Annotated in this window: 15 protein-coding genes; 12 read left to right on the top strand and 3 right to left on the bottom strand. The window is 70.7% G+C overall.

The features are described 5' to 3' along the window. The first annotated feature begins 421 nt into the window (after nt 1-421). The 9 genes from pal to J2S22_RS04120 all read left to right on the top strand — a co-directional run bounded on the left by pal (nt 422) and on the right by J2S22_RS04120 (nt 9,759). Nucleotides 422-916, top strand: a complete 495-nt coding sequence (gene pal / locus J2S22_RS04160; RefSeq protein ID WP_272775701.1) for a peptidoglycan-associated lipoprotein Pal — start codon at nt 422-424, stop codon at nt 914-916. 132 nt (nt 917-1,048) lie between these two features. Further along, nucleotides 1,049-2,788 (top strand): patatin-like phospholipase family protein, encoded by a 1,740-nt coding sequence (locus J2S22_RS04155; RefSeq protein ID WP_272775702.1) that lies wholly within the window; start codon nt 1,049-1,051, stop codon nt 2,786-2,788. A 6-nt stretch (nt 2,789-2,794) separates the two neighbouring features. Next, nucleotides 2,795-3,025 carry a hypothetical protein gene (locus J2S22_RS04150; RefSeq protein ID WP_272775703.1) on the top strand — a complete coding sequence of 77 codons (231 nt, stop codon included), beginning with the start codon at nt 2,795-2,797 and terminating at the stop codon, nt 3,023-3,025. A 132-nt stretch (nt 3,026-3,157) separates the two neighbouring features. Beyond that, complete coding sequence (ybgF, locus tag J2S22_RS04145) at nt 3,158-4,153, top strand: tol-pal system protein YbgF (RefSeq protein WP_272775704.1); 996 nt, start codon at nt 3,158-3,160, stop codon at nt 4,151-4,153. Next, a complete protein-coding gene (gene tilS, locus J2S22_RS04140; protein WP_307155798.1) occupies nt 4,137-5,336 on the top strand; it encodes a tRNA lysidine(34) synthetase TilS in 1,200 nt (399 codons plus the stop codon). The genes ybgF and tilS overlap by 17 nt, the downstream gene beginning before the upstream one ends. A 178-nt stretch (nt 5,337-5,514) precedes the next feature. After that, nucleotides 5,515-7,443: an ATP-dependent zinc metalloprotease FtsH gene (gene ftsH, locus J2S22_RS04135; RefSeq protein ID WP_272775705.1), complete on the top strand. Its 1,929-nt coding sequence runs from the start codon at nt 5,515-5,517 to the stop codon at nt 7,441-7,443. A 228-nt stretch (nt 7,444-7,671) separates the two neighbouring features. After that, nucleotides 7,672-8,364: an AzlC family ABC transporter permease gene (locus J2S22_RS04130; protein WP_272775706.1), complete on the top strand. Its 693-nt coding sequence runs from the start codon at nt 7,672-7,674 to the stop codon at nt 8,362-8,364. Continuing rightward, nucleotides 8,348-8,677: an AzlD family protein gene (locus J2S22_RS04125; RefSeq protein WP_272775707.1), complete on the top strand. Its 330-nt coding sequence runs from the start codon at nt 8,348-8,350 to the stop codon at nt 8,675-8,677. The genes J2S22_RS04130 and J2S22_RS04125 overlap by 17 nt, the downstream gene beginning before the upstream one ends. Nucleotides 8,678-8,736: 59 nt before the next feature. Continuing rightward, the gene (locus J2S22_RS04120; protein ID WP_272775708.1) at nt 8,737-9,759 is read left to right on the top strand and encodes a DUF4424 domain-containing protein; all 1,023 of its coding nucleotides are present in this window, start codon (nt 8,737-8,739) and stop codon (nt 9,757-9,759) included. A gap of 15 nt (nt 9,760-9,774) precedes the next feature. On the opposite strand, the gene J2S22_RS04115 is transcribed toward J2S22_RS04120, so the two are convergent. The 3 genes from J2S22_RS04115 to J2S22_RS04105 form a co-directional block, all read right to left on the bottom strand. After that, nucleotides 9,775-10,245, bottom strand: coding sequence for a hypothetical protein (locus tag J2S22_RS04115; RefSeq protein ID WP_272775709.1), 471 nt, complete (start codon nt 10,243-10,245; stop codon nt 9,775-9,777). Continuing rightward, nucleotides 10,161-11,123, bottom strand: coding sequence for a ParA family protein (locus tag J2S22_RS04110; RefSeq protein WP_272775710.1), 963 nt, complete (start codon nt 11,121-11,123; stop codon nt 10,161-10,163). Before J2S22_RS04110 ends, J2S22_RS04115 begins: the two co-directional genes overlap by 85 nt. Before the next feature lie 351 nt (nt 11,124-11,474). Continuing rightward, on the bottom strand, nt 11,475-13,421 hold the full coding sequence (locus J2S22_RS04105; RefSeq protein WP_272775854.1) for a propionyl-CoA synthetase: 1,947 nt from the start codon (nt 13,419-13,421) through the stop codon (nt 11,475-11,477). Between the two features lie 344 nt (nt 13,422-13,765). On the opposite strand from J2S22_RS04105, the gene J2S22_RS04100 reads away from it, so the two are divergent. From J2S22_RS04100 to J2S22_RS04090, 3 genes are all read left to right on the top strand, one after another. Further along, nucleotides 13,766-14,533, top strand: coding sequence for a sulfite exporter TauE/SafE family protein (locus tag J2S22_RS04100; RefSeq protein ID WP_272775711.1), 768 nt, complete (start codon nt 13,766-13,768; stop codon nt 14,531-14,533). Between the two features lie 151 nt (nt 14,534-14,684). Beyond that, the gene (locus J2S22_RS04095) at nt 14,685-15,194 is read left to right on the top strand and encodes an RNA polymerase sigma factor (protein WP_272775712.1); all 510 of its coding nucleotides are present in this window, start codon (nt 14,685-14,687) and stop codon (nt 15,192-15,194) included. 162 nt (nt 15,195-15,356) lie between these two features. After that, nucleotides 15,357-16,289: a FecR family protein gene (locus J2S22_RS04090; protein ID WP_272775713.1), complete on the top strand. Its 933-nt coding sequence runs from the start codon at nt 15,357-15,359 to the stop codon at nt 16,287-16,289. Nucleotides 16,290-16,421 lie beyond the last annotated feature (132 nt).

Below are 16,421 nucleotides of genomic sequence, written 5' to 3'. Positions count from 1 at the left end.
CGCGCGCGGGGAGAGGTGGGGGGTGGGGGGGGGGGGGGGGGCGGCCGGGGGGGGGGGGGGGGGGGGGGCGCGCGGGGCGCCCCCCCCCGCGGGGGGCCCCCCCGCCTCCGTTTCCACGAGAAGCCCCCTCATCCCGACCTTCTCCCCGCGAGCGGGGAGAAGGAGCGTGGGCGCCCTGCCCTGTCCGCCTCCGACTAGCCGGAAACCGCCCCCGCTGCGCAGCCTCGCCACGCTGCCGCCGCGTTCACGACCCATTAACCATTCCAAACGGTTTCCGCCGATTCCGGAACTCCAGGGGGGCGCGGCAACGCTGCGTCAAGGTTGACGGAACCTTCGCTTAACGAAGCCGGGGCTAGACCATCAGTCACGCCTCGAGCCGGGGGGCCAACCGGCACCGAGCAGGTTGATAAGGAGTGACGGCATGCCGAAAGTTTCACGTCTGCGTACCGGTGCAAGGATCGCGGCCGCGCTCGCGGGCGCGCTCCTGATCGCGGCATGCGCCAACAAGCCGAACGACCCGAACGCGGCCGGCCTCGGCGGCGCCGCCGTGCCGGGCAGCCAGCAGGATTTCGTCGTCAACGTGGGCGACCGCGTCTTCTTCGAGAGCGATTCGTCGGACCTCACCCCGCAGGCCCGCCAGACGCTGGAGAAGCAGGCCCAGTGGCTGCAGAACTACGCCCAATACGCGTTCACGATCGAGGGCCACGCCGACGAGCGCGGCACCCGCGAGTACAACATCGCGCTCGGCGCCCGGCGCGCCCAGACGGTCCGCGACTACCTGATCTCGCGCGGCATCCCGGCCCAGCGCATGCGCACCATCTCGTACGGCAAGGAGCGCCCGGTCGCCGTCTGCAACGACATCTCCTGCTGGTCGCAGAACCGCCGCGCCGTCACCGTGCTCAACGCCAGCTCGTGACCGCCCGTCGCGCCGCCTCGCCGCGACCGCGTGGCCGCGGGCGCGCCGACGCAGCGACGAGACACGGCCACACGCATTGATTTAGCCGCGCCATCCCTGCACCATGCCCGCCGTTCGACGGGGACGGGACGCATGGCGAACGCGCTGCGGCTGCTGGTGGCCTTCGAGGGCGGCGGGGCCAAGGGGATCGCCCATGTCGGCGCCCTGAAGGCCCTCGAAGAGGCGCTGGCGAGCGCGGAGCCCGGGTCCCGCGTCGTCGGCGTCGCGGGCACGTCGGCTGGGGCCATCGTCGCGGCCCTCGCCGCCGCCGGATTCCGGGCCGACGACCTGATCGATCCGGTACGCCGAACGACCTGCCTCGGTTCCACCAGGCCGGGCGCGGCGCTGGCCGGGCGGCTGTTCGGGCGCGCCGGCTGGCGCGCCATCTCGGCCTTTCGGCGGACCGTCGACGGACTCGGCGCGTGGCTGTCCTGGCACCGCCGGCCGGTCGTGCTCGCCCTGCTGGGACTGGTCGCCCTCTCCGTCGTCGCGGCCTTCGGCCTGCCCGTCGCACTGCTCGCCTATCTGGTGGCGAGCCTCGCCGGGCTCGCGCTGCTGCTGTGGGCCGGGCGGCGGCTGCTCGGCGGACTGGCCAGCCTCGACACGTTCCGCGACGGGCTCGGGACCCTGCTGGCCGAGAAGGTCGGGCCGGCCGACGGCGTCGTCCGCTTCCGCGACTTCGGCGACGCGACCGGCCGGCCGACCCTCAAGATCGTCGCCACCGACATCTCGACGCGACAAAGGCACGTGTTCTCGCCGGAGACGACGCCGGCCGCGGTCGTCGCCGACGCGGTCGCGGCATCGGCCTGCCTGCCGCTCGTCTTCGCTCCTCGGACCGTCTCGGGGGATGCGGCCGGGTGCCTCTATGTCGATGGCGGCTTCGTCTCCAACCTGCCGGTCTGGCTGTTCGACGTAGAGCGGACCCTCGACCCGGACGCGATCACGATCGCGGTCGGCATCGAGGACAAGGCGGCCGGCGAGCCGCCGCCGACCCGCTACACGTGGCTGCCGAGCCTCGCCCGCACCGCGATCTTCGGCCGCAACTTCCTCAACACCCGTGGGGTCGGGCGCCTGCGGCCCGTGGTCCTGCCGGCCCCGATCGGCGTGCTCGACTTCGACGTCGACGAGGACCGGACCTTCGACCTCGTCCAGATCGGGGCCGAGACGGCCCGGGTCCGGATCCGCACCGATCTCTTCGACATCCCGAGGATCTACCGGCAGGCCTGCGAGGCCGTGCGCACCCTGTTCCTGGGCATTCTCGACGAGCTTCCGCCGGCCCTGATGGCGCCGGTCGCCGGACCCCGCCATGTCCGCGTCGCCGTCGCCCTGCCCGAGCAGACGGTTCACGCGACGGGCATCGACGGCGAGCCGCGCTACCTTCGGCTCCAGCACAGCGCCGGCTACGACGGTTTCGCCGACGATGGCCTGACCCTGCCGATCGAGGGCTCGATCATGGGCGCGGTGTGGGGCTCGCGGACCGGCGCATCGCAGCTCATGCTCACCAAGGTTCGCCGCAACGGCGCCGTTCACGACGTCGTGTCGCGCAAGTACTCCCTTCCGGGCCCCCAGAACCGGGCGCGGCGATCGCTCGTCTGGCGTGACCTTGCGTGGGTCCTGGCCGTTCCCATGTCCTACGACGAGAATGGAACGGTAAAGAACCTCGTGATATCGATCGACGGCAACGATGTCGTCATGGTCGCGGGCGCGGGGGGACCGGAGACGCCGACCGAGGATCCGCTGGAGATCGATCCCGGCCTCGAAAGCATCATGACGGGGCTCGCCGCCGAGACCCGGGCGATCTTCCACCGTGCGCTCCGCGAGCTCGAAAGGTGACATGCGATGACCGAGAAGCTCAAGATCTTCGCTCCGAGCGGCCGCGAGGTTCGAACCGCGCCGGCGGCGAGCCCGGCCTCGGCGGACGTCGACGTCGCCGGCCTGCAGAGACTGATCGCCACGCGCGGCACCGAAGCCGCCACCCGGGTCGGAGCCGCAGCCGCCAAGGTCGCGACCCAGCGGCGCGAATGGGATGCCAGCGCCAAGACCCTGCTCGGCAAGCTCGGGAAATCCTGAGGACGGCGGGGCCGGCGTCAGTCACAATTTCGACGCAGGCCGATCTATGGTGGGCCTGCATTTCTCTTTCGAGGTGATCCGGACATGACCCGCGGAGGCTTACGACCCGCGCTCGCGGGAGCGACGTGCCTGTTGCTGCTGATCGCCGCGACGCCGGCGTCCGCGCAGATGTCGGAGGCCGACCTGGTGGTGCGGCTCAACCAGCTCGAGGGGCAGATGCGCCGGCTGACCGGCGATCTCGAGCAGGCGCAGTTCAAGAACCACCAGCTGGAGCAGCAGCTCAAGCGCATGCAGGAGGACTACGAGTTCCGCTTCCAGGAGCTCGGCCGCGGCGGCGGACGCGCCGCCCCGGCACCGCCCCCCGGCCGGCGCGGCGAGGCCCCGGCTCCGGCCGAGCAGGCCTATGCGCCGCCCGCCGGCGCGACCGATCTGCCGCCGCCGTCCCAGCCGTCCTACGGCGGCAATCCGGCCTATGCCTCGGCCGACACCACCGCGACCCCGGCGCCGGCCGGCCGCGGCCGGCGCGGCGACGCCTTCGATCCGAGCCAGCGGCCCGACGCCCCCGGGGCGCCGCGCGTCCTCGGCCAGCCCGGCGCGCCGCTCGACCTCTCCAGCATGGCGGCCGCCGCGGCGTCGGACCCGTCGCTCGGCCGTGGTGCGCCGGGCGGAGGGGCCCTGCCGGCGCCGCCGCCGCGCAACCCCAATGCGACGGGGGCTCAGGTCGCCACCCTGCCGCCGGGCAGCTCCGCCAAGGACGAGTACGACCTCGGCTACGGCTACGTGCTGCGCAAGGACTACGCGCTCGCCGAGCAGACGTTTCGCGACTTCCTGCGCAAGCATCCCAACGACCGGCTGGCCGCCGACGCGCAGTACTGGCTGGGCGAGAGCCTGTTCCTGAGGAAGTCCTACAAGGAGGCGGCCGACGCCTTCCTGGCGCTGACCCAGCGGGCCGGCAGCAACCCGAAGGGGGCCGACGCCTTCCTGCGGCTCGGCCAGTCGCTGGCCGCCATGAACCAGAAGGAGATGGCCTGCGCCAGCTTCGCCCAGGTCGGCGCCCGCTACCCGCGCGCCTCGGTCAACGTCAAGCAGGCGGTCGAGCGCGAACAGAAGCGTGTGCGCTGCCTGTGATCCTCCGGCCGCCCCTCTCGCGGCCGACCTGACGGCCGGCGGCGCCGACGCGCCGCCCGGCGGCCTCGCGCCGCTAGGCGGCGCCGAGGCGGCCACGCTGTTCGCCGGCCTCGCGCATCTTCCGGCCCTGCTCCTCGCCGTGTCGGGCGGGCCCGACTCCACCGCCCTGCTGGTCCTCGCCGCGCGCTGGCGGGCCGGGCTCGACGCCGGGCCCCGCCTCGTCGCCGCCACGGTCGACCACGGGCTGCGCCGCGGCGCCGCCGCCGAGGCGCTGGCGGTCGCGGCGCTCGCCGGGGACCTCGGCCTCGCCCACCACACCCTGCGCTGGACCGGCGACAAGCCGGCGGCCGGCCTGCAGGAGGCGGCGCGCGCGGCGCGCTACCGCCTGCTCGCCGAGGCCGCCCGGGCGGCCGGCGCCGCCCATGTGCTCACCGCCCACACCCGCGACGACCAGGCCGAGACGGTGCTGTTCCGGCTCGCCCGCGGCAGCGGCGTCGCCGGCCTCGCCGGCATGGCCCGGGTGAGCCCGCTGCCGGTCTCCGGGCCCGCCCCGCCGCCGGCCCGCCCCGCCGGCGGGGCGCGGGACGGGGCGCTGTGGCTCGTCCGGCCGTTCCTCGACATCCCGAAGGCCCGGCTCGTCGCCACCCTGGCGGCTGCCGGCATCCCCTGGGCGGACGATCCGTCGAACCGTGATCCGCGATTCACTCGTTCGCGGCTGCGCGGGATGCTGCCCGGCCTCGCCGCCGAGGGCCTGTCGGCGGCGAGGCTCGCCCAGCTCGCCGCCCGCATGCGGCGGGCCGACGCGGCCCTGGAGGCGGCGGTCGAGCGGCTCGCCGCCGACCTCGCCGTGCCCGACCTCCGGCCCGGCGCCGCCGCGACGATCGCGGCCGCGGGCTGGGTACGGGCGCCGGCCGAGCTGCGCCTGCGCCTGCTGGGCCGGCTGGTCGCAGCCGCCGGCACCGAGGGGCCGGTCGAGCTCGGCAAGCTCGAGGACGTGGCGGAGGCGCTGGCCGCGGCCTGCGCCGGGCCCGCCCCGGCTGCGCGGTTTCGCCGCACGCTCGCCGGTGCGATGGTGACGTTGTCGGGAGGACGACTGACGATCGAGCCCGCTCCGCCCCGCCGGCACGGACGAAACGCCGCGCCGGCGCCTGCCGGTCCGGTGCCGAACCCCACGGAAACGTGAGGAAAAGCCGTTCACCACGGGGCCCGCAATGTGGTCGCAGGGGATGCGGCGCGCTTGTGGGGCGGGGGCGAGGCTCTTACATTGGCGTCATGCCCCGACACACCGGCGCGTGCGGCCTGGAATTCGCCTGCCAACCGCCCACGGTTTCATCGAGAGCCACGGGGCACGAGGACGCCTGATGAACGCAAACCTGCGGAATTTTGCCCTCTGGGTGATCATCGTCCTGCTGCTGCTCGCCCTCTTCACCCTCTTTCAGAATCCGGCGCAGCGTTCGGTGTCGCAGGACATCGCCTTCTCGCAGCTGTTGAACGAGGTCGACCAGGGGCGCGTGCGGGACGTCGTGATCCAGGGGCCCGAGATCCACGGCACCTTCACGGACGGACGCAGCTTCAACACCTATGCGCCGAGCGATCCGACCCTGGTGGACAAGCTCTACAAGAAGGGCGTGTCGATCACGGCGCGGCCGCAGCAGGAGAACGTGCCCTGGTTCGTCTCCCTGCTGGTCTCCTGGCTGCCCTTCATCGCCCTGATCGGCGTGTGGATCTTCCTGTCGCGACAGATGCAGGGGGCGGGCGGCAAGGCGCTCGGCTTCGGCAAGTCGCGGGCCAAGCTCCTCACCGAGGCGCACGGCCGCGTCACCTTCGAGGACGTGGCCGGCGTCGACGAGGCCAAGCAGGACCTGCAGGAGATCGTCGAGTTCCTGCGTGACCCCGGCAAGTTCCAGCGCCTCGGCGGCAAGATCCCGCGCGGCGTGCTCCTGGTCGGCCCGCCCGGCACCGGCAAGACGCTGATCGCCCGCGCCGTCGCCGGCGAGGCCAACGTGCCGTTCTTCACCATCTCGGGCTCCGACTTCGTCGAGATGTTCGTCGGCGTCGGCGCGTCGCGCGTGCGCGACATGTTCGAGCAGGCCAAGAAGAACGCGCCCTGCATCATCTTCATCGACGAGATCGACGCGGTCGGCCGCCATCGCGGCGCCGGCCTCGGCGGCGGCAACGACGAGCGCGAGCAGACCCTCAACCAGCTGCTCGTCGAGATGGACGGCTTCGAGGCGAACGAGGGCATCATCCTCATCGCCGCGACGAACCGGCCCGACGTGCTCGACCCGGCGCTGCTGCGTCCCGGCCGCTTCGACCGCCAGGTCGTGGTGCCGAACCCGGACGTCGTCGGCCGCGAGCAGATCCTGAAGGTCCATGTCCGCAAGGTGCCGCTGGCGCCGGACGTGAACCTCAAGACCGTCGCCCGCGGCACCCCCGGCTTCTCGGGCGCCGACCTGATGAACCTCGTCAACGAGGCGGCCCTGATGGCGGCCCGGCGCAACAAGCGCATGGTCACCCAGGTCGAGTTCGAGGACGCCAAGGACAAGGTCATGATGGGTGCCGAGCGCAAGTCGCTCGTCATGACCGAGGAAGAGAAGATGCTGACCGCCTATCACGAAGGCGGGCACGCGATCGTCGCCCTCAACGTCAAGGCGACCGACCCGGTCCACAAGGCGACCATCATCCCGCGCGGCCGGGCGCTCGGCATGGTCATGCAGCTGCCCGAGCGCGACAAGCTGTCGATGAGCTTCGAGCAGATGACCTCGCGGCTCGCCATCATGATGGGCGGCCGGGTGGCCGAGGAGATGATCTTCGGCCGCGACAAGGTCACCTCGGGCGCCCAGTCCGACATCGAGCAGGCGACCCGCCTCGCCCGCATGATGGTGACGCGCTGGGGCTTCTCGCCCGAGCTCGGCGCCGTCGCCTACGGCGAGAACCAGGACGAGGTGTTCCTCGGCATGTCGGTCGCCCGGCAGCAGAACGTGTCGGAGAACACGGCCCAGAAGATCGACGCCGAGGTCCGGCGGCTGGTCGAGGAAGGCCATCAGGAGGCGACCAAGATCCTCACCGAGAAGCGCGACCAGCTCGAGACGCTCGCCAAGGGCCTGCTCGAGTTCGAGACGCTGACCGGCGACGAGATCAAGGACCTGCTCGCCGGCAAGCGGCCGAACCGCGAGTCGGTGATCGAGCCCTCCGGCCCGCGCGGCTCGGCGGTGCCGACCGCCGGCAAGCCGCGGCCCCGGCCCGAGCCGCCGAGCGCCGGCGACATGGAGCCCCAGCCGACCGGCTGACCCGGGCGACAGCCAGATGCGAGAACGCCCGCGGATCGCGGGCGTTTTCGTTTGAGGACACCGGTTCCCGTCGCCGGGGCCGTCATCCCGGCGCCGGCGGAGACCCTCTCCCCGCGCGGAGAGAGGCGACACCCTCACACCTCTTCGGCGCTCCCCTCCTCGACGCTCCGGCTCGCCATGACGGCCCCTCCATCCCCACCGACGTCGTCGACTCCTCCGTCCGGCGCCGTGCCCATCACCCGCGCCGGGATGCTCCACGGCGCGCGGCTGGCGCTGCCGGTGATGCCCGGCATGATGGCCATCGCCATGGCGACCGGCGCCTCGGCGGCGCGGGTCGGGCTCGGCTTCGCCGAGAACCTGGTGATGTGCGTCACCATGTTCGCCTCCGCCTCGCAGCTCGTGGTGCTGGAGCTGTGGCCGCGGACCTTCTCGCCCGGCGCCGTGCTCGGGCTCGCCCTGATCGCCCTCACCGTGAACGCCCGCATGCTGCTGATCACGGCGACGCTGCGGCCGTGGATGGGGCGCATGCCGCCGTGGTTCTACCCGATGCTGCACCTCACCTCCGATCCGAGCTGGATCGTCTCGATGCGCTACCGCAACGAGGGCGGCAGCGACGCCGGCGTGTTCATCGGCGCCAGCGTGCTGCTGGCGAGCTTCTGGCTGTGCTTCACCCAGCTCGGCTACCTGCTCGGCACGCTGGTGGCGGAGCCGAGACGCTGGGGCATCGACCTGATCATGCCGGTGTTCTTCGCCGCCATGCTGGTGCCGCTGTGGCGCGGCCGCCGCGCCGCCGTGCCGTGGGTGGTGGCCGGCGCCGTCGCGCTCGCGGTCGAGCGGCTGGTCGGCGGCTGGTTCTTCATCGTGGCCGGGGCGGTCGCCGGCGCCGTGACGGGAGGCCTGATGGATGACCGGCGCGACTGATCCCGGCGGCCTCGATCTCGGCGTCTGGGTGGCGATCGCCGCGATGGCGCTCGTCACCTATGCGATGCGGGCCGGCGGCTACTGGATCATGGGGCGGGTGCCGCTGACGGCGCGGATCCAGCGCATGCTCGCCGCCCTGCCCGGCTCGATCCTGGCCGCGACGGTGCTGCCGATCGTCGCCAACGGCGGCGCCGCCACGGCGCTCGCGGTCGGCGCCGGCGCGCTGGTCATGCTGGTCGGCCGCAACGACTTCCTGGCCGTCGCCACCGGCATGGCGGTGGCCGCCGCGGCGCGCGCCGCCGGCCTGGACTAGCGGCGCCGCCGCGCGCATATCGGACGCACCCCCGCCGCAGCCGATCCTCGGAGGTGATCATGCGGACCACGGTCCTGACCATCGCGGCCGCCTGCGCGGTCGCGCTCGCCGCCCCCGTGCGGGCCAACGATTCCACCGCCGAGCTCGCCACCGGCGGGCTGGTGTTCGTCAAGAACGACGCCGTCGAGATGACGTCCGAGGACCTGTTCGTCTCGGCCGCCGAGATCCGCGTCCTCTACCGCTTCACCAACACGGCCGACCGCGACGTGACCGTGCACGTCGCCTTCCCGATGCCGGAGATCAAGGTCGACGGTCCCGACTGGAACGTCGCGGTGCCGACCGAGGACCCGGTCAACCTGCTCGGCTTCGTCACCACGGTGAACGGCAAGCCCGTCACGACCGCGGTCGAGCAGCGCGTCACCGGCCCGGACGGGGTCGACCGCACGGCGCTGCTGCAGGGGCTCGGCGTACCGCTGGCGCCGCATCTGCGGTCGACCGGCGACGCCCTCGACCGCCTGCCGCCGGCCCGCTGGGACGAGCTCGTGACGCTCGGCCTCGCCTATGTCGACGAGTACGACGCCGGCAAGGGGATGGAGCGGCATCTGGCGCCGCGCTGGAGCCTGAAGACCACGTTCTACTGGCAGCAGACCTTCCCGGCCCGCGCCGAGACCGTGATCGCGCATCGCTACCAGCCGAGCGTGGGGCTGAGCGTGCAGACCTCGCTCGGCGCGCCGTCGATGGCGCGGGAGCCCGAGGTCGCCGAGCAGGTGAAGACGTACTGCGTCGAGCGCGACCTGATGGCGACGCTCGACCGCGCCCGCAAGGCGGCGGGGTCGGACTTCGGCCCGCCCTACAGCGAGCAGCGCATCGACTACGTGCTCACGACCGGCGCCAACTGGTCCGGCCCGATCCGCGACTTCCGCCTCGTCGTCGACAAGGGCGACCCCGACAGCCTGGTCAGCTTCTGCGGCACCGGCGTGAAGAAGATCGGCCCCACCACGTTCGAGATGCGCAAGACCGACTTCACCCCGAGCGGTGATCTCGCGGTGCTGATCCTGAAGCGGATCAGGCCGGAGCCGTGACGACGGCGAGCCGCATCAATCGTCGCGATTCTTCCCGTCCCACGTCGCTTCGTAAGCTTTCGCCGAAATGGCACGTTTCGCAGGAGTCTTTGCCTTGCGCTCACGTCCGGCAGCTTGCTTCGTCCGGGAAGCCTTCTGAGTCCCGACCTGCTTGGCGACGGCATCGATCGTGCCGCGAGCCAGCCCGACGAGATGCTCGCGAAGCCGTGCAGTGTCCGCAGCCCCGAGATCGGGATTGTGCTTGTCCACCTTGGCCAAGATAGCCTTGCCGCCATCCGGCAGGCTGTCCGCGATCAGGCCGAAGTTCTCGCCGCCGACGACCCGATAGATCGAGCGGATCTGGTCGACCGTGGTCCCCTTCGCCTTCAGCTGCTTGACGACGACCTTGTGGGCGAACTCGGTCAGGTCCTTATCGACATCCTTGAAGATTTCGGGGGCGTTTGTGATAGCCCTGAGGACGGCGGTGCCGTCGATGTCGAGCGGCATACGATGACTTCCTTCAGTTCTTTGATCAGGCTTGCGAGAGTGTTTACGACGTCTGAGCCGTACTTGTCACGATAGGCCTGCGTCCCGGTTTTTCCGAGGGCGCTCGCCAAGGCCGCGGATTGCGGAACCCTCGTCTTGAACAGCCCGAAGTGAGCGTCTTCAGCTTCGGCTTCGGCGACCAGTTGCTCCAGAAAGTCGCGTTGCTGACGCACGTTCTGCTGCCAGCGCGTGACCAGGACATGGGGTTTGGCCGGCATGGGCAGGAAACGACTCGGATCGTGATCCCAGAGGCTTCGGCAGAAGGCGTTAAGTCCCATCACCGAAAGGAAATCCGCGATGGTGGGCACCACGACCGCATCGCTCAAACGGATCGCCGCCTCGGTCACGGGCGAGATTCCGGGCGCACAATCGAGAATGACGTAGCTGAAACGTCGCCGCAGATCCTCGAACTCACGCTGTAGCTCTTGGCAAATCTTCGTCTCGACAGCTCGGAAACCGAGATTCTGATCGATCAGTTCGATGAGGATTTCACGTTCCGTGATCCTGAGGTGAGGTCCACAAGCCAAGAGAGACAGGTTCAATGGCTGTCCCCGATGCGTTACGTCACCGGCGCGCTGGACCTTGGAGACAAGGCTCACGCCTTGCCGTCGAATCAGCCGTTGCTCTAGAAACACCTCCAGGGAGCGACCCTTCTTGATCAACGAGGCGAGAGCGTCGTCCCCGGCGATCGCGATCGAGGCACTGGCCTGGGGGTCGAGATCGATCACGAGCACCGGCTCGTCGGTGGCGGCTGCGATGGTCTCGGCGAGACTGACGACGGTCGTCGTCTTGCCGACGCCGCCCTTCATGTTGGCGACCGCTAAAATCTGCCCCGTCACAGCCTGCTCGCTCCCGATTTCCGCGAGGCACCAAAGAAATTAGTCCGTCGGAGAATGGGCGGCTGGCGGTCCAGCGACCGAGCGAAACCCAAACCTCTGGTCGACGACGAGCTTCATGCAGCCTTAAAATGATCAGTGAATCAAGAAACACCGAACCGGAAGGCTTGTTGGCTAGCCGCACCTCGCGACCAGCTCTCTCCCGGCTCGTAGGGACAGGGTGAAACCCGCGGTCGGCGCACCTTGAGTCGCGACTCAAGCGACCTGACGGCGCGGCCCCCTCCCCGACCCTCCCCCGCGAGCGGGGGAGGGAGAAGGCTGCAGCATCACATCCCGCTGGCGTCAGCGCCCACTCTACGCTCCGCCGCCGATGCCGTGCCCCTTCAGCGCCGCGTCGATCTCGTCCAGCGCGGACGGGTCGTCGATGGTGGCCGGCATGGTCCACGGGTCGTGGTCGGCGATCTTCTTCATGGTGCCGCGGAGAATCTTGCCGGAGCGCGTCTTCGGCAGCCGGTTGACGCAGATGGCGATCTTGAAGGCCGCGACCGGGCCGATCTTGTCGCGCACCAGCTTGACGATCTCCTGCTCGACGTCGCTCGGCTTCTTCTCGACGCCGGACTTGAGGACGACGAAGCCGCACGGCACCTCGCCCTTGAGCTCGTCCTTGATGCCGATGACGGCGCATTCGGCGACGTCCTGGTGCGAGGCCAGAACCTCCTCCATGCCGCCGGTCGAGAGGCGGTGGCCCGCGACGTTGATGATGTCGTCGGTGCGCCCCATGATGTAGAGATAGCCGTCCTCGTCCTTGAAGCCGGCATCCGCGGTCTTGTAGTAGCCCGGATACTCGTGGAGATAGCTCTCCACGAAACGGTCGTCCTGCTGCCACAGGGTGGGCAGGCAGGAGGGCGGCAGCGGCAGCTTGACGACGATCGAGCCCATCTTGTTGGCGGGCAGCTCGTGGCAGCCCTCGTCGACGATGCGCACGTCGTAGCCCGGCATCGCGACGGTCGGCGAGCCCGGCTTCACCGGCAGGCGGCCGAGGCCGACCGGGTTGCCGGCGATCGCCCACGCCGTCTCGGTCTGCCACCAGTGATCGATCACCGGCACGCCGAGGATGCGCTCCGCCCACATCACCGTGTCGGGGTCGGCGCGCTCGCCGGCCAGGAACAGGGTACGCAGCAGCGACAGGTCGTACTTGGCGAGCAGCTTGGCGTCCGGATCCTCCTTCTTGATCGCCCGGAACGCCGTCGGCGCCGTGAACATGGTCACGCACTTGTGCTCGGAGATCACCCGCCAGAAGGCGCCCGCGTCCGGCGTGCCGATCGGCTTGCCCTCGTACAGGATGGTGGTGCAGCCGTGCAGCAGCGGCGCGTAGACGATGTAGGAGTGGCCGACCACCCAGCCGACGTCGGAGGCCGCCCAGTACACCTCGCCGGGCTCGACGCCGTAGAGGTTCGGCATCGTCCACTTGAGCGCGACCATGTGGCCGCCGTTGTCGCGCACCACGCCCTTCGGCTTGCCGGTGGTGCCCGACGTGTAGAGGATGTAGAGCGGATCGGTCGCCGCGACCTGGACGCATTCGGCGACGCGGCCGGACTTCAGCGCGGTGGCGCGCAGCGTCGCCCAGTCGTGATCACGTCCCGGGATCAGCTCGGCCTGGGTCTGCGGCCGCTGCAGCACCAGCACGGCGGAGGGCTTCTCCGACGCGAACGTGATGGCGGCGTCGAGCAGCGGCTTGTAGGCGACGACGCGGCCCGGCTCGATGCCGCAGCTCGCGGTGAGGATCACCTTCGGCTTGGCGTCGTCGATGCGGGTGGCGAGCTCCTTGGCCGCGAAGCCGCCGAACACCACCGAGTGGATGGCGCCGATGCGGGCGCAGGCCAGCATGCCGATCAGCGCCTCCGGCACCATCGGCATGTAGAGAATCACGCGGTCGCCCTTGCCGACCCCGAAGTCGCGCAGGATGGCGGCGAGGGTGCGCACCTCCTGCAGGAGATCGCCGTAGGTGTAGACGCGCTTGGTCGCCGTGACGGGCGAGTCGTAGATCAGGGCCGGCTGGTTGGCGCGGCCCCCGAGGACGTGGCGGTCCACCGCGTTGTAGCAGGTGTTGCAGACGCCGCCGACGAACCAGCGGCCATAGGCGCCGGCCTTCGGATCGAAGATCGTCTTCGGCTTCTCGTACCAGTCGATCGCCTCGGCCGCCTCGCTCCAGAAGCCGACCGGGTCGGCCAGCGACCGGGCATACACGTCGTGATACCGGCTGGCGCCGACGCTCTCCTGCCGACCGGATTCCAGATGCATTGCGGATGCGGATGTCGTCACGTCGCTTCCTCCTGATCGGCATGCCAGCGGGCCCTCGTGTGCGCGAGGGCTCCGGACGCGGCTGCCATTTGCTGTCCCGGGGGCTTTTGGCCGCGATTGTGCCGCACTCGCGCTGGTTTGCAAGAGTGTTGCCCCTTAGCCTTTGGTCGTCGGCGGCGCGCCGGCGGATCCGCCGCAGGCCCGGCGCAGGCGCGGCGCAGGTCCGATGCAGGTTCGCCGCAGGTCCGATCTCGGCCGCCGGGACTAATCCGCGCTGGCGTGGCGAGCGCGGATCGGCTTTGATGCGCGGCCCCTGCCGCACCCCCTCTCGCCGTCTGTCGACCGTGGACATCATCCAGGATCCCGTCTTCTACCTCGTCGCCCTGCCGGCCGTGATCGCCATCGGCCTGTCGAAGGGCGGCTTCGCCGGCGTCGGCACCATGGCGACGCCGCTGCTCGCGCTCTACGCGCCGCCCCTGCAGGCCGCCGCCATCCTGCTGCCGATCGTCATCATCCAGGACATCATCTCGGTGTGGGTCTATCGCCGCGACTGGGACCCCTGGAACCTGAAGGTGCTGCTGACCGGCGCCACCCTCGGGGTGGGGCTCGCCTGGGCGATCGCGGCGCATGTGTCGGACGACGTCATCCGGGTGGCGGTCGGCCTCATCGGGCTCGGCTTCGTGATGAACGTCTGGTTCGGCCGCCCGCCCGCCGCCGTGAAGCGGCCGAGCCCGGTCGCCGGCGTGTTCTGGGGCGGGCTGTCGGGCTTCACCTCGACCCTGTCGCAGGGCGGCGGGCCGCCCTTCCAGGTGTTCGTGCTGCCCCAGAAGCTGCCCAAGCTGCGCCTGGTCGGCACCACGACGATCTTCTTCGCGGTGGTGAACGCCCTGAAGGTGGTGCCGTATTTCGCGCTCGGCCACTTCACCGGCGAGGCGCTCGGCACCTCCACGGTGCTGCTGCCGCTCGCGGTCGTCAGCAACTTCCTCGGCATCTGGCTGGTGCGGCGGACCCCGACCGAGCTGTTCTACAAGATCAGCTACATCCTGATCTTCCTGATCTCGGTCGCGCTGCTCTGGCAGGGCACGTCGCCCTACCTGTTCGGGCGGGGCTGAGCGTTCCGAGTCGCAGGGGTTTTCCCTTTCCTGATCAATACCTTAGATTTTCTCTAACTTGCCTCCGAGGCTGCCGTCGGGCTAACATGGTCAGCCCGTGCGTGCATCTCGATGCGCATCGGCGCTCCGCGATCGAGATTGTCGCCCGCCCATGTCCGAGGCCTCGACCAGCCCGCTGCTCGCCGCCGTCGTCGCCCATTACGACGAGCTGACGGCCTATGTACAGCGCAAGGTCGGCTGTCCGGCCGCGGCGGCCGACATCATGCAGGAGACCTGCCTGAGGCTCGTCTTGTCGGCGGGCGCCGCCGTCGACAATCCGCGCGCCTACCTGTACCGGGTCGCCGGCAATCTCGCGACCGACCATCTGCGCAGCGGCCGGGTGCGGGATCGCACGCTGGTGGTCGGACCCGTGCCCGACACGGTGGCGGACAGCCGTGCCGATGCGGAGCGCGTCCTCCTGGCGCGCCAGCGCCTCGCCGTGATCGCGCGCGCCGTGGAAGAGCTGCCGCCGCGCTGCCGGCAGGTGTTCGTGATGCGGCGCTTCGACGATCTCGATCAAGGCGAGATCGCGACGCGGCTCGGCATCAGCCGCAACATGGTGGAGAAGCATCTGCGCCATGCCCTCGCCCACTGCGCCCGTCGTCTCGCGCAGGCCGACTGACGTCGTCGCGACCATCACGGTGCGAGGGAGCCGGGCGAGCGAGAGCGATCCCGGCGACGAGTCGAAGGTCCTTTTCCGCCGGCCACGTCCGTCATATGGGTGAACGGAACGGCGGCTGCGGTCGGAAGACCGGCAGCCCGTGGTGCGGTGGACGAGGCAGGCGTGCTGGACGCGAAATCCGGAATCGACGGGGACGTGTTCGACGAGGCCGCCGCCTGGTTCGCGCGCCGCGACGCGGCGCCGCCGTCGGACGCGGACGAACGTGCCTTCGCAGCCTGGATGGCCGATCCGGCCCATCGCGCGGCCTATGCCGCGGTCGAGCGCGTGTGGCGGGAGGCCGGCGGCATGCCGCACCCGATCGCACCGGCGGCGCCGCGGCAGGGCCGTGCGATCGCCGGGCTCGCCATCGCGGCTTCGCTGCTGATCGCCGTCGTCGTCGCGCTCGACATGCCGACCCGGTGGGCGGCCGATGTGATGACGGCGACCGGCGAGACCCGCACCGTGACGCTCGCCGACGGCACGGCCGTCACGCTCGACACCGCATCGGCGCTCGCGGTCGACTACGACGCCGGGCGACGCGGGGTGCGGCTGCTGCGTGGCGCCGCCGTCTTCGCGGTGGCGCGCGATACGGCAAGGCCGTTCGAGGTCGAGGCGGCGGGCGGGCTCGTGCGCGCGCTCGGCACCGAGTTCGTGGTACGGCTCGAGGCGGGCGGCGCCCTCGTCACGGATCTGGAGAGCCGGATCGGCGTGTCGTTTCCGCAGAGTGCCACGCCCGTCACGCTGTCGCCGGGCGAGCAGATCGCCTATGCGAGCGGGAACGGCCTCGGCGCGGTCGCCACGGTCGATCCCGGCAGCGTCACGGCGTGGCGACGCGGCAAGCTGATCGTCGTCGACCGGCCGCTGGGCGGCGTGATCCGCGAACTCAACCGCTATCACGTCGGCACCATCAAGATCGTCGATCCGGCGATCGACCAGCGTCGTGTCAGCGGCGTCTTCGAGATCCACGATCCGGTCGCCGTTGTGGATTCGCTCGAGGCGTCGCTGGGCCTGCGCTCCACCCGGCTGAGCGATTATGTGATCCTTTTGCATCGCTGATGCCGGAATCCCCTCCGGCGTCTCGCATCATACGGATTCTGGAGCCCGTCGACCTCCTCGTTCCGGAGCCTCACCCGTCATAGCGGGTGCGAGGGCGTGTCGTGCCCTCGCGGATGCTCGGGGGGCGTGATG

The organism is Rhodoplanes tepidamans, assembly GCF_030813915.1.
In the GTDB taxonomy this organism is placed as follows: domain Bacteria; phylum Pseudomonadota; class Alphaproteobacteria; order Rhizobiales; family Xanthobacteraceae; genus Rhodoplanes; species Rhodoplanes tepidamans.
This window is presented reverse-complemented; position numbering and strand designations above follow the sequence as displayed.

Coding starts and splice junctions, on each gene's coding strand:
- J2S22_RS04155 (WP_272775702.1), top strand. CDS start 1,049: ATGGCGAACGCGCTGCGGCTGCTGGTGGCCTTCGAGGGCGGCGGGGCC.
- J2S22_RS04115 (WP_272775709.1), bottom strand. CDS start 10,245: ATGCCGCTCGACATCGACGGCACCGCCGTCCTCAGGGCTATCACAAAC.
- pal (WP_272775701.1), top strand. CDS start 422: ATGCCGAAAGTTTCACGTCTGCGTACCGGTGCAAGGATCGCGGCCGCG.
- J2S22_RS04105 (WP_272775854.1), bottom strand. CDS start 13,421: ATGCATCTGGAATCCGGTCGGCAGGAGAGCGTCGGCGCCAGCCGGTAT.
- J2S22_RS04095 (WP_272775712.1), top strand. CDS start 14,685: ATGTCCGAGGCCTCGACCAGCCCGCTGCTCGCCGCCGTCGTCGCCCAT.
- J2S22_RS04120 (WP_272775708.1), top strand. CDS start 8,737: ATGCGGACCACGGTCCTGACCATCGCGGCCGCCTGCGCGGTCGCGCTC.
- J2S22_RS04150 (WP_272775703.1), top strand. CDS start 2,795: ATGACCGAGAAGCTCAAGATCTTCGCTCCGAGCGGCCGCGAGGTTCGA.
- ftsH (WP_272775705.1), top strand. CDS start 5,515: ATGAACGCAAACCTGCGGAATTTTGCCCTCTGGGTGATCATCGTCCTG.
- J2S22_RS04125 (WP_272775707.1), top strand. CDS start 8,348: ATGACCGGCGCGACTGATCCCGGCGGCCTCGATCTCGGCGTCTGGGTG.